Source organism: Tomitella gaofuii, assembly GCF_014126825.1.
Lineage (GTDB): Bacteria > Actinomycetota > Actinomycetes > Mycobacteriales > Mycobacteriaceae > Tomitella > Tomitella gaofuii.
Window position 1 is genome coordinate 3893975 of sequence record NZ_CP059900.1, and the last position, 12514, is coordinate 3906488.

Here is a 12514-nt window from a genome sequence, read left to right on the forward strand (position 1 = left end):
GGGCGGATGCGATTCCGTCCGGGGCCGGCCCTCGTGGTCTGCGGGGCTCAGCCCAGCCGCTGCTTGAGCGCCTCCAGCTCGTCACGCACCGACGAGGGCACGTCGCCGAGCTTGTCGAACCACTCCTCGATCAGCGGGATCTCGCTCTTCCACTCGTCCACGTCCACCTTGAGCGACGCGTCGACGTCGCCCATGTCCGCATCGAGCCCGTCCAGGTGGAGCTGCTCGGCGGTGGGCACGTAGCCGATGGCGGTCTTCTCGGCGTCGGCCTTGCCCTCGATGCGCTCGATGATCCACTTGAGCACGCGCGAGTTCTCGCCGAACCCGGGCCACAGGAACCGCTTGTCGTCGCCGCGGCGGAACCAGTTGACGTAGAAGATCTCCGGCAGCTTGGCCGCGTCGGCCTGCTTGCCCACGTTCACCCAGTGCGCCAGGTAGTCGTTGGCGCTGTAGCCGATGAACGGCAGCATCGCCATCGGGTCGCGACGCACGTTGCCGACCTTGCCCTCGGCGGCGGCGGTCTGCTCGGACGAGAGCGTGGCGCCCATGAAGGTGCCGTGCTGCCAGTCGAACGACTGCGTCACCAGCGGCACGGTGTCCTTGCGGCGGCCGCCGAACAGGATCGCGGAGATCGGCACGCCCTGCGGGTCGTCCCACTCGGGCGCGAGGATCGGGCACTGCGACATGGGCGTGCAGTACCGCGAGTTCGGGTGGGCCGCCTTCTCGCCCGACTCCGGCGTCCAGTCGTTGCCGTGCCAGTCGGTGAGGTGCGCGGGCTTGTCGCCGCCGATGCCCTCCCACCAGATGTCGCCGTCATCCGTGCGCGCGACGTTGGTGTAGATGGTGTTGCCGCCCTCGACCGTCTTCATGGCGTTGGGGTTGGACGCCATGCTGGTGCCCGGCGCGACGCCGAAGAACCCGGCCTCCGGGTTGACCGCGTACAGCCGCCCGTCCTCGCCGAAGCGCAGCCAGGCGATGTCGTCGCCCAGGGTCTCCGCGCGCCAGCCGGGGATGGTGGGCTCGATCATCGCCAGGTTGGTCTTGCCGCAGGCGCTGGGGAACGCGGCCACCACGTAGTAGGCCTTGTTCTCCGGGGAGATGAGCTTGAGGATGAGCATGTGCTCGGCCAGCCAGCCCTCGTCGTGGGCCATGGCCGAGGCGATGCGCAGCGCGTAGCACTTCTTGCCCAGCAGCGCGTTGCCGCCGTAGCCGGAGCCGTAGCTCCAGATCTCACGGGACTCCGGGAAGTGCGTGATGTACTTGGTCTCGTTGCACGGCCAGGGCACGTCGGCCTGGCCGGACTCCAGCGGCGCACCCACCGAGTGCAGGCCCTTGACGTACTCGCCGTCGGTGCCGATCTTCTCCAGCGCGGCCGTGCCCATGCGGGTCATGATGCGCATGGACACCACCACGTACGGCGAGTCCGTGATCTCGATGCCCAGCTTCGGCTTGTCCGCGCCGAGCGGGCCCATGCAGAACGGCACGACGTACATGGTGCGCCCGCGCATGCTGCCCGCGTAGAGGCCGCGCATCAACGTGCGCATCTCCTCCGGATCCATCCAGTTGTTCGTGGGGCCGGCGCCCTCCTCCGTCTGCGTGCAGATGAAGGTGCGGGACTCCACCCGGGCGACGTCGGCGGGGTCCGACAGCGCGAGGAAGGAGTTGGGCTTCTTCTCGTCATTCAGCTTGGTGAACGTCCCGGCGTCGACCAGCTGCGCGGTGAGGCGCTCCCACTCCTCGTCGGAGCCGTCGGCGAAGACGACCCGGTCCGGCTGCGTGAGCTCGGCAACCTCGGTCACCCAGGCGAGCATCTCGGCGTGCCGGGTGGGCGGGTTGTCGTCCGCTGAGTTCAAACCTGGAATCGTCGCTGCGGTCATCAGCCTCTCCTGGAGTGGGGCCGGAGCTTCGCCCGCGCCCGCCGGGTACGCCGAGGCCGGGAGTCCCGGCCGGTCGGTGCAATTCAGGTGGCGCGAACTCGGCTGCGCCCCGTCGGTTGGGGTGCTACCCGAATGCTCGTCTGCCGCGTGCCACCGCCCCCTCCCCAGGGGCCGCCGGCACGTGGCCCGAGGGACACGGGCGCCGGGAGTCCTGACACGAGGTTAACGCCGTTCGCAAATATTCTCCGAATCGGGTCCCGCACCGAACCCCGGCCGGGCGGAACCGGCCGCCGGCGGCGCGCGTCGCCGCAGGTCGGCCGCCCCGCCTCCGCACTGCGGCTACGGGCGGTCCCAGTCGGCGAGCACGCGGGTGAGGATCTCCTCCGCGACGCCCATCCCACCCAGGTGGCTCTCGCCGTGCAGCACGGTCATGTCCGCCTGCGGCAGCATCCGCACGCAGTGCTCGCCGTGGGTCTCCGGCACGATGTGGTCGGCGTCGCCGTGGTACCAGTGCACCGGCTTGTCCACGTCGGCCAGGCGGAAGTCCCATTCCTTGGAGAACAGCATGATGTCCGAGAACGGCGCCGAGAACTGCTTGCGGCTGCCGTTGAGCAGGTCGTCGATGAACATCGCCTTGAACTCCGGGCGCGCCAGCAGGTTGCGGTCGCCCTCCGGCGAGAGGAACCCGTAGGCGTCGATGATCTGCGAGGCGAACGGCTTGACCACGCGCACCAGCGAGGTCAGCGCCATGCCGATGGGCACGCGGCCCAGCGAGACCAGCGGCGCCACCATCGCGCCGAACCCGACGAGCCCGCCGTCCACCGCGTCCTCGCCGCGCGTGGGCGCCACGCCGCCGAGCACCGCGCACGAGCGGACCCGGTCCGGCAGGTACCGCGCCGCGGCCAGCGTGTACGGCCCGCCCCCGGACAGGCCCACCACGGACATCTCTTCCAGGCCCAGGTTGTCGGCGACGACGGCCAGGTCATCGGTGAACTCGTGGAACGACTTGTACACGTGCGCCGTGGACGAGCCGATGCCCGGGCGGTCGATGCCGATGATGCGGATGTTCTCCCGCTCCGCGAACTCGCGCGCCTCCACGGGAACCTGCCGGCGGCTGCCCGGCGTGCCGTGCAGCCACACCACGGGCGGCGCATGGGGCACGCCGAACTCCGAGAAGCTCAGCACGCGGTCGCGCTCCGGCCCCACAAGGACTTTGCCCTCGATCCGGGGGCTGGTGATATCCGTCATGCATACATGATGCCGCGCGCGTGTATGCCCACGCAGCCCGGGACCCGCCGCCGCGGGCGGCCGCCCGCCGCCGGAGCCCATCCCTGTTCCGGGACGCCCGCTCACCCCGAGACGCGCCGCCAATGCCACGTCCCGTCCGGATCCTGCCGGTCCTGCCACGACACGGCGTGCCCCTCGCCGTCGAAAACGGTCTCGTAGTCGGTGTGGCCGTCACCGTCCAGGTCGTAGGAGACGGTGATCTGCTCGCCGTCGTGGACGATCATCGTCTCCAGCACGCCGTCGCCGTCCATGTCCACCGCGGTGATGGTGTCGAACGGCAGGGGCTCGTGCTCCAGCACGTCCCCTTCCGGCCCGCCCTGCGCCGCGGGCCACGTCGAGATCCCGTCGGCGTCGGAATGCGCGGCCGGGAACTCCCCGCCGCCGTCCATTCCGTCCTCGGGCAGATCATTGCCCAGCCACATCCCGTGCTCCTCTCCCCTGGATCCCTCGGTTTCCCCGGATCCCCTGGCTTCACCGGCTCCCCCGGCGCGCCGTGCCCCTCGTTTGCCCGGCTGCCACGGTACTGCCCCGGCCCGCGCCCTGCGCGGGTTCATCCACAGGCGCCGGGAGCCGGCCGCGCACCCGGGCCAGGCGGCCGTCGATGTCCGCCAGCCGCTCGTCCACCTCGCGCGTCTCGCGCGCGTGCGCCTCGCCCGCCGTGCGCGCCGCCGCCGACTCGGCGTCCAGGACCCGGTGCGCGATGTGCTGTTCCCAGCCCGCCCGGAACTCCGCGATCGCCTCGTTGGCCCACTGCCGCGCCCGTGCCCGCGCGCCCAGGTGCGCGCGGGCACGCACGATCCACCAGGCGACGAGCCCGCCCAGCACCAGCGTCACCGGCCAGGCGAGCGCCGCCCACGGCCCGTCGGCCACCAGTCCGCCCGTCAGTGGACCCGCCGTCACGAGCCGACCGACACCCAGCCCGCCCGACGCGCCCATGAGGATCATCAGCCGGTCCTCCGTGGCACGGCGGCGATGCCCGGGCGGCGCGGGCAGCGCCGGCAGGGGCGCCGCCGCAGACCCCGGGAGGGCGGCGGCGGAGCCGGGAACGGCGGCGGCGATGCGCTGCTCGACCAGGCCCGCGAACTCGTCGCCCATCGCCGCCAGCCGGCGCTCCAGCACCGACGGGTAACGGCCCACCTGTCCCCGATCCGCCAGGTCCAATTCTTCGCGCACGTCCGCGGCGGCCTTGCGGCTGCGGGCGGCGATCTCGTGCCCGAGCTCCACCCGCGCACGCGAGAGCCCCGTGCGCAGGGCCGCCATCCGTGCGGGAAGACCCTCCGTCGTCCGCAGCTCCGCCCTGCGCGCGGCCCACACACGCCGGTGCCCGCGCAGCACCGACGATTCCCGGCGCGCCGCCGCCCCGGCGCGCTCCGCGATGCGGTGGCGGCGTGCGCGCTCCGCCGCGGCCCGGTCGGCGCTGAGCTCGGCGCCCGCGTCGCCGGCCGCCGCCGCGCGCTGCGCCCCTGCCAGCACCGCGCGCACCTCATCGTCCGACGCGGCCGCGGAGACGATCGGGCACTGTGCGTATCCGGGGGCGAACTCGGCCAGCAGCGCGCGGTGCCGGCGCACGGCCTCGTCCGGGTCCGCGCCCGCTCCCACACCGGTCGGCGGGCCCGCCAGCACGAACACCACCGCAGAGTGGGACGCCGCCGCCCGGTCCACCAGATCCAGTTCGTCGACGCCGAGGGGCACCCGTCCGGGCAGCACGATCGCCACCGCCCCGCCTCCGCCGCCGACCGGGGCCATCCCGCGGGCGACGGCGGACACCCACTCCGGCACGGGCGTGCCCGGCACCGCGACGACGTGTACTCCGCACACCGGGGAGTTCTGCTCACCCATCGGCGAGGTCCTCGACGCAGGCGCCGAGCGCCACGGCACGGTCGGTGAACCGGCGGCACCACTCCGCGGCCCGGGCACGCTCGCCGGGCTCCGTGGACACGGCCGCCACAGCGCGCCACTGCGCGGCCTCCCGCAACGCCGCCCGTGGGCCGTCGACCCCCCGGGCCCAATCGCCCGCACCCGCCGCCCGCATGCTCCGGGCGGCGGCCGAACGCAGGTAGCGTTCGGCCGCCTCGCGATCCGGCCCCTCGATCGCGGCACGCAGGAAACGCGAGCGGTGGGCGTCCGCGCGCGACACGAGAATCCGGCCGACGCCGGCGGACAAGCAGTCGGCCAGTTCGTCGATTCCCGTCGGCGTCGCTCCCGGCGGCAGCGAGACGGCCAGCACGGCTTGCGCCCCGGCAGCACCGCATGCCAGGCCATCGGCCTCCGACGGGGTGTCACCGCTTGCCCGGGAGTCACCGCCTGCCCGGTCACCGCCTGCCCGGGAGTCACCCTCTTGGTCGGCGCGCGCCCGCACGAGCACCACGGGGACGCCACGGCTGTGCTGAATCCCGACCGCGCGCAGGTCGGCCGGCGCGGGCGCGCCCAACACCATGTGCACCGCGATGTCGACGGGCACGGCAGACCCGCCCGAGGGTTCGACCGCGCGGCCGACTGCGACCTCCCCCTGCTGCTCCGCAGATTCGGCCTCCCAGGGATCGTTGCAGGCCGGAAGCTCGCCGATGGTGAGCGGGCCGCGCCCTGCCATCCGTTGCGCCAGCGCGTCGACCAGCGTGCTCCGACCGACGCCCGCCCGGCCGCCCACACCGATGCACACCGGTGGGGGCGCCTCCCGCCCCGCACCCGCAGATCCGTCCCCCACTGTGATCCCCCGTCCCCCGTTCCGGCCGGGCCCCGGACCCGGCTTCGGTGCAGCGGCGTGTCCCCCGACACGACCTGCGGCGCAGGATACCCTCCACCGTCCCGGCGGCCGGGCCGGGATGCAGCGGCTGCGGCGGATACGGGACCATGGTGCGGTGGAAACCCCCCAGGACCCGACGCACAGCGCCGTCCCCGGCGCCGATCATGCCGACGACCCCGGCACCGAGGCCGACCGCACCGGCGCCCCCGTCGCGCCGCTGTGGCAGCCCACGGGCGAGGACACCGACGGCGCCGTCGGCGTGGAACGCGACCAGTTCGGCCGCTCGCGCCTGCACCCGCGGGTGACGAGCTTCCGCACGCGCCGCGGCACGCTCACCGACGCGCAGCTGCGCACGTGGGATGAGACGTGGTCGACGCTGGGACGCGACGTCCGCGACGAGATCATCGACACCGGGGAATGGTTCGGCCGCTCGGCGCCCGTCGTCCTGGAGATCGGCTGCGGCACGGGCACCTCCACCGCGGAGATGGCGCTGGCCGAACCCGAGGTGGACGTGCTGGCCGTCGAGGTCTACCGGCCGGGTCTCGCACAGCTGCTGCACCGGATCAAACGCGAGGGGATCACCAACGTCCGGCTGCTGCGCGGCGACGGCGTCGATGTGATGGAGAACATGATCGCTCCCGCCTCCCTCACCGGGGTGCGGGTGTTCTTTCCGGATCCGTGGCCCAAGAAGCGACACCACAAGCGCAGGCTGCTGCAGCCCGCCACGTTCTCGCTGATCGCCTCCCGTCTGCGTCCCGGCGGCGTGCTGCACGTGGCCACCGACCACGCCGATTACGCCGAATGGATCACGGAAGCGGGCGCCACCGAGCCGATGCTGCGTACTCTCGACTCGACTGCCCCTATCAGCCTGGAGCGCCCCGTCACAAAATTCGAGGGCAAGGGTCTCCGTGCGGGCAGCACTATTACCGAAATGATCTGGAGACGAGTCGACTCATGACCGACCACCACGCAACCATTCCGGGCCGGCGGCTCCTGCTGGTGTGGGACGCGCCCAACCTCGACATGGGGCTCGGCGCGATCCTCGGCGGACGTCCCACCTCCGCGCACCGTCCGCGCTTCGACGCGCTGGGCAGGTGGCTGCTGGGTCGCGCCGAGGAGATCGCCGAACTGGAGGCCGAAGCCGTCGAGGAGTCCGGCGCCGCTCCCCCGGCGGAGGACGATCCGATCGTCGCCGAGGCCACCGTGTTCACCAACATCGCGGCCGGTTCGGCGGACGTCGTGCGCCCGTGGGTGGAAGCGCTGCGCAACGTGGGCTTCGCCGTGTTCGCCAAGCCCAAGACCTCGGAGCACAGCGACGTCGATTCCGACATGCTCGACCACATCGCGCTGCGCCGCTCCACCATGGGCCTGGCCGGTGTCGTCGTCGCCTCCGCGGACGGGCAGGCCTTCCGCGAGCCGATGGAACTGCTGGTCGACGCCGGCGTTCCGGTGCAGGTGATCGGGTTCCACGAGCACGCCAGCTGGGCGGTCGCGTCCCCCAAGCTCGAGTTCGTCGACCTCGAAGAGATCCCCGGAGTCTTCCGCGAGCCGCTGCCGCGCATCAGCCTGGAGAACCTGCCGGCCGGCGGTGCGTGGCTGCAGCCGTTCCGGCCCCTCACCTCGCTGCTCGAGGGCAGGTGAGCACCGGCGGACCGATGCCGCAGGCATCCGTACCGATTTCCGAGATCTTCCGGAGGAGCTAGCGTTGTTCAGCAGTTGGGGGCGGTTGGCCTACCGCCATCGTCGTCTCGTGCTGGTGGCGACGACGATCCTGTTGCTCGTCGGCGGCGTCTTCGGGCTGGGGCTCACCGGGCAGCTCAGCCAGAGCGGATACGACGACCCTGGCTCGGAGTCGACGCAGGCCGCGCTGCTGTCGGACGAGACCTTCGGCCGCGACCACATGTCCGACGTGATCGTGCTGTACACCGCGCCCGACGGCCTCACCGTCGACGATCCTGCGTTCGCCGCCAAGGTCGAGGACAGCCTCAACCGGATCAAGGCCGAGTTCCCCGACCAGATCGGCGGGATCACCAGTTACTGGACGGAGTCGTTCGGCAAGGCACTGCTGTCCACCAAGGACAAGCGGCACGCGTTCGCCAGCGTGCAGCTGACCGGTTCCACCGACACCCAGACGCTCGAGCAATACCACGACATCAAGGGCAGTTTCGCGCTGCCCGGCATCAAGGTGGAGGTCTCGGGGCTGCAGCCCATCGGCGACGCCATCGGCGTCGGCACCAACAACGACACCAAGCGTGCCGAGCTGATCGCGCTGCCCGCGGTCGCCGTGCTGCTGTTCTTCGTGTTCGGCGGCGTCGTCGCCGCGCTGCTGCCCGTCATCGTCGGCGTGCTCACCATCGCCGGTGCCACCGGGGCGCTGTGGGTGCTCACGCATTTCATGGACGTCAACACGTTCGCCCAACCCGTCGTCACGCTCATCGGGCTGGGGCTGGCGATCGACTACGCATTGTTCATCGTCAGCAGATTCCGCGAGGAACTGGCCGAGGGGTACGACGTGGGCGCCGCGGTGCGGCGCAGCGTCGCCACGGCGGGGCGCACCGTGGTGTTCTCGGCGACGATGCTCGTGGTGGCGTTCACCGGCCTGCTCATGTTCCCGCAGGGATTCCTCAAGTCGGTGGCCTTCGGCGGGCTGTTCGCCATCGCCATCGCCGCGTTCACCTCGCTGACGGTGCTGCCCGCACTGCTGGGCCTCCTCGGCCGGCGCATCGATTCGCTCAGCCTGCCGTTCCTCAACAAGCCGAAGACCAACGAGCAGATCGAGGCCGGGTTCTGGGGCAAACTCACCGACTGGGTCGGCAAGCACCCCGGCTGGGTGGCCACCCCCATCGTCATCGTGATGCTGCTGCTGATCGTGCCGTTCAAGAACGTCGCGTTCGGCGGCCTCAGCGAGAAGTACCTGCCCCCGGACAATCCCACCCGGGTGGCGCAGGAGCACTTCGACGAGCTGTTCCCCACCTTCCGCACCAACCCGGTCGACGTGGTGATCACCGGCGCGTCCGATTCGCAGGTCGTCGACATCGCCACCGCCGCCAACCAGATCGACGGGTTCACCGGGCCGTTCAAGGTGGACAAGTCCGCCGACGGCGTCACGGTGCTCTCCGCCGGCCTGGTGGACCCGGACCGGCCGGGCAACACCATCACCGAGCTCCGCGAGATCCCCGAGCCCCCGGGCGTCGACGTGCTCGTGGGCGGCGTGCCCGCCATGACGGTGGACACCATCGACGCCCTCGTCGACATGCTGCCGTGGATGATCCTGTTCCTCGTCGTCACGACGACGATATTGATGTTCCTCGCCTTCGGCTCGCTGGTGTTGCCGATCAAGGCCGTCCTCATGAGCGCGCTCGGCCTGGGCTCTACGCTAGGCATCCTCACGTGGATCTTCATCGACGGCAACGGCGCGTCGCTGCTCAACTTCACGCCCGGCCCGCTCATGCCGGCGGTAGTGGTGCTGCTGTTGGCGATCATCTTCGGCCTGTCCACCGACTACGAGGTGTTCCTGATATCGCGGATGGTCGAGGCGCGGGAGCGGGGCGCCACCACCAGAGAGGCCATCCGGATCGGCACCGCCCACACCGGCCGCATCATCACCGCGGCCGCGCTGATCCTCATCGTCGTCACCGGCGCCTTCGGCTTCTCCGAGATCGTGATGATGAAGTACATCGCGTACGGCATGATCTCGGCGCTCATCCTCGACGCCACTGTGATCCGCATGCTGCTGGTCCCCGCGGTGATGACGATGCTGGGCGACGACTGCTGGTGGGCCCCGCAGTGGATGAAGCGCATCCAGCAGCGCATCGGCCTCGGCGAGATCCACCTGCCCGACGAGCGCCCCACGCACATCGCCACGGGGGTGGCCGCCGCGGGCGCCGGTTCCGCGGCCGGCGCGGCCCGTGCCGTCCCCGTCCGGGTCGGCGCCGGTGCACAGCACCATGCAGGCGCCGCCACGACGGTGGGCGCAGCCCTGGCGGACACGCCGCCCGACGCGACCACGGTGATTCCACGGATCACCACGGAACAGACGCCCGCGTTCGCCGCCGAACAGGACGAGGCGCCGACCGTGCAGCGGCCGCAGGCGCGCCCCGCGTCGCCCGCAGCGCCCCCGCGGGCAGAGGCACCACAGGCAGGCGCACCACGGACAGGGGCACCACGGACAGAGGCACCACGGGCAGGGGCACGAACGGCGGGCGATACGGCGCCCGGCGACCGGAGCCGCGCCGTTCCGCCCCGTCCGCGGAGTCCCGGACCCCCCAGGCGACGCGCCCGACAAGCCGCCCGCGCGTCGGCCCGCTCGAGGCCCGTCCGGCTCCGGCGACACGCCTTCCCGGCCCGGAAGAGGACCGCCCGGCGCCCCGCCCCGGCCCAGCCGCCGAGCACAGCCCCCCCGCGGACCCCCCCGGCACCGGCGGCCCCTGCACGGACCCCGGATTCCGCGCCGGCCGCGCCTCCCGCGCACCGGTCCGGCGCCGAGCCGCCCCGGCGCAGCACGCCGGAACCCGCGGTGGGTTCGGACGCCCCCCGCCCCCGGTACCCGTGGGAGGAGCGCCCCACCGCGCCGCGCATGCGTGCGGGCGGAGGCGGGTCCGGCACTGGAACGCCCCGTGAGCGGCCCGGCGCGCATTCGGCACCCGAAGACGCTGCACAGGAAGCGGAATCCGTGCGGCACGGGCAGGATGAATCCGACGAGGCCACCGGCGGCCGGCACCTGCGTCCCGACGCTTCCGGCCAGGTCACCGTGGAGGAACTGCTGCGGCGCCACCGGAAGTAGCCGCGGCCGGAGTACGCCGGTCCCTACCGTGGCACACGTCGCAGGACCGGCCGCCGGTGGTGGCCGCCACCGGCGGCACCCCCGGGCGATACGGTGGGTCCGTGGCCTCCTTCCGCGACATCCTCGCCCGCGGTGTCAAGAACCGTTGGATGCTCTACATCGCGAGCATGGCCGCAGCGAACGTTTTCGCGGGTGTGGTCGCCGCGGTGCTGTTGCTCTGGGTGCTGCCGATCCCGCGGGACGTGCTCAATCTCAATCGTGGCGACGTGATCTTCTACACCGCCCTCACCTACCTCGTGGCCGGCGCCGTGATCAGCATCGGCACCGCCGTGGTGCTGCTGGGCCCGGTGACGCGATGGCGCAAGCGCGGAGGCCCGCCCACCACCGCTGAGCAGTCCGCCGTCATGCTTCTACCGCTGCGCCAGGCCCTGGTGCACACGGTCGTGTGGCTGATCGGAGCCGTCGCCTTCATCGCCTACAACTACTCGGACACGCCGAACCTCGCCATCACCGGCGGCATCGTGCTGGCTCTGGTCTCGGTGGGCACGTTCGGCGCCAGCTACATGCTCGGCGAGCGCATTCTGCGCCCCGTCGCGGCGCGCGCCCTGTCCGACGCCGAGTACGCCCCGCTGTACGCGCCGCCGATCAGCATGCGCCTGCTGCTCACGTGGGGACTGGGCACGCTGGTTCCCACCATCGGGCTGCTCACGCTCGCCATCGGCCAGCTCACCGGCTGGGTGGACGCGAGCAGCACCACCTTCGCCGGCGCCGTCATCGCGATGTGCATCCTCACGGGACTCACCTCGCTGGTGCTCACGCTGCTCGCCAGTGCGCACCTGTCCGATCCGGTGCGGCAACTGCGGGCCGCGCTGCTCGACGTGCGCAACGACGTGCGCGACGCCCGCGTCAACGTCTACGACGGCAGTGAGCTGGGCATGCTGCAGGTCGGCTTCAACCGGATGGTGACCGCAGTGGACGAACGGCGCAGGCTGCGCACGCTGTTCGGCAAGCACGTCGGCGACGACGTCGCGCGGCTCGCGCTGGAGAACGGCACCGAGCTCGGCGGGGAGACCCGCTTCGTGGCCGTGCTGTTCGTCGACATGATCGCCTCCACCCGCATGGCGGCGGCCCGCCCGCCCACCGAGGTCGTCGACGTGCTCAACCGCTTCTTCGAGGTCATCGTGGAGGTGGTGCACCGGCAGGGCGGCTTCATCAACAAGTTCATCGGCGACGAGGTGTTCGCCGTGTTCGGTGCGCCGCTGGAGATGCCCGACCCGTGCACGGCGACGCTGCGGGCGGCGCGCCGGATGCGCGCCGAGCTGGTGGAACGCACCGGCGTCGACGCGGGCATCGGCGTCTCTGCGGGCGTGTGCGTGGCCGGCAACGTGGGCGCCGCCGAACGGCTCGAATACACGGTGATCGGCGACGCCGTCAACGAGGCGGCGCGGCTCACCGAACTGGCGAAGATCCACCCGTCACGGGTATTCGCCTCGCAGCGCACCGTCACCGCGGCCTGCGCCGAGGAACGGGCGCACTGGACTGCGGGCCGCAGCCTGGTGCTGCGTGGCCGCAGGATGCCGACCGAGATCGCATACCCGGCGGACTCGGGCGCGGCCGCGGGCGGAGCCGCCGACGCGTGCGGATCCGCCGCGGCCGCCGGCCGATCCGCAGACACCGACGACCAGGGGCCCGCCACCGCGCCCCAATACCGGCCGCGCCCGGGCGAAACCGGTTGAGCCGCGACGGCGCCGGTGGCGGACCTGGACACGACCCCCACCCGCCCGGTGCGGGGCAGGGGCCGAGGCCACGCCGGTGCCACCTGCG

Annotated in this window: 9 protein-coding genes; 4 read left to right on the top strand and 5 right to left on the bottom strand. The window is 72.1% G+C overall.

The features are described from left to right. Positions 1 to 47 precede the first annotated feature (47 nt). The 5 genes from H4F70_RS18030 to H4F70_RS18050 form a co-directional block, all read right to left on the bottom strand. On the bottom strand, positions 48 to 1877 hold the full coding sequence (locus H4F70_RS18030) for a phosphoenolpyruvate carboxykinase (GTP) (RefSeq protein ID WP_182358207.1): 1830 nt from the start codon (positions 1875 to 1877) through the stop codon (positions 48 to 50). A 339-nt stretch (positions 1878 to 2216) separates the two neighbouring features. Further along, positions 2217 to 3125: an alpha/beta fold hydrolase gene (locus tag H4F70_RS18035; RefSeq protein WP_182358208.1), complete on the bottom strand. Its 909-nt coding sequence runs from the start codon at positions 3123 to 3125 to the stop codon at positions 2217 to 2219. A 101-nt stretch (positions 3126 to 3226) separates the two neighbouring features. Further along, the gene (locus H4F70_RS18040) at positions 3227 to 3586 is read right to left on the bottom strand and encodes a DUF6802 family protein (protein WP_182358209.1); all 360 of its coding nucleotides are present in this window, start codon (positions 3584 to 3586) and stop codon (positions 3227 to 3229) included. A gap of 49 nt (positions 3587 to 3635) precedes the next feature. Beyond that, on the bottom strand, positions 3636 to 5003 hold the full coding sequence (locus H4F70_RS18045) for a hypothetical protein (RefSeq protein ID WP_182358210.1): 1368 nt from the start codon (positions 5001 to 5003) through the stop codon (positions 3636 to 3638). Further along, entirely contained in the window at positions 4996 to 5868 is an 873-nt protein-coding gene (locus H4F70_RS18050) for a hypothetical protein (protein ID WP_182358211.1), read from the bottom strand. Before H4F70_RS18050 ends, H4F70_RS18045 begins: the two co-directional genes overlap by 8 nt. A gap of 154 nt (positions 5869 to 6022) precedes the next feature. Between H4F70_RS18050 and trmB the strand changes: the two genes are divergently transcribed. From trmB to H4F70_RS18070, 4 genes are all read left to right on the top strand, one after another. Then, positions 6023 to 6865, top strand: coding sequence for a tRNA (guanosine(46)-N7)-methyltransferase TrmB (gene trmB, locus H4F70_RS18055; RefSeq protein WP_372497567.1), 843 nt, complete (start codon positions 6023 to 6025; stop codon positions 6863 to 6865). Then, positions 6862 to 7548 (top strand): NYN domain-containing protein, encoded by a 687-nt coding sequence (locus H4F70_RS18060; RefSeq protein WP_182358213.1) that lies wholly within the window; start codon positions 6862 to 6864, stop codon positions 7546 to 7548. The genes trmB and H4F70_RS18060 overlap by 4 nt, the downstream gene beginning before the upstream one ends. A gap of 64 nt (positions 7549 to 7612) precedes the next feature. Beyond that, on the top strand, positions 7613 to 10690 hold the full coding sequence (locus H4F70_RS18065) for an MMPL family transporter (RefSeq protein ID WP_182358214.1): 3078 nt from the start codon (positions 7613 to 7615) through the stop codon (positions 10688 to 10690). A gap of 101 nt (positions 10691 to 10791) precedes the next feature. Next, positions 10792 to 12426, top strand: coding sequence for an adenylate/guanylate cyclase domain-containing protein (locus tag H4F70_RS18070; RefSeq protein WP_235681207.1), 1635 nt, complete (start codon positions 10792 to 10794; stop codon positions 12424 to 12426). Positions 12427 to 12514 lie beyond the last annotated feature (88 nt).

Bases quoted from the DNA above. Each gene is read 5' to 3' on its own strand.
- H4F70_RS18030 (WP_182358207.1), bottom strand. From the start codon at position 1,877: ATGACCGCAGCGACGATTCCAGGTTTGAACTCAGCGGACGACAACCCG.
- H4F70_RS18035 (WP_182358208.1), bottom strand. From the start codon at position 3,125: ATGACGGATATCACCAGCCCCCGGATCGAGGGCAAAGTCCTTGTGGGG.
- H4F70_RS18040 (WP_182358209.1), bottom strand. From the start codon at position 3,586: ATGTGGCTGGGCAATGATCTGCCCGAGGACGGAATGGACGGCGGCGGG.
- H4F70_RS18045 (WP_182358210.1), bottom strand. From the start codon at position 5,003: ATGGGTGAGCAGAACTCCCCGGTGTGCGGAGTACACGTCGTCGCGGTG.
- H4F70_RS18060 (WP_182358213.1), top strand. From the start codon at position 6,862: ATGACCGACCACCACGCAACCATTCCGGGCCGGCGGCTCCTGCTGGTG.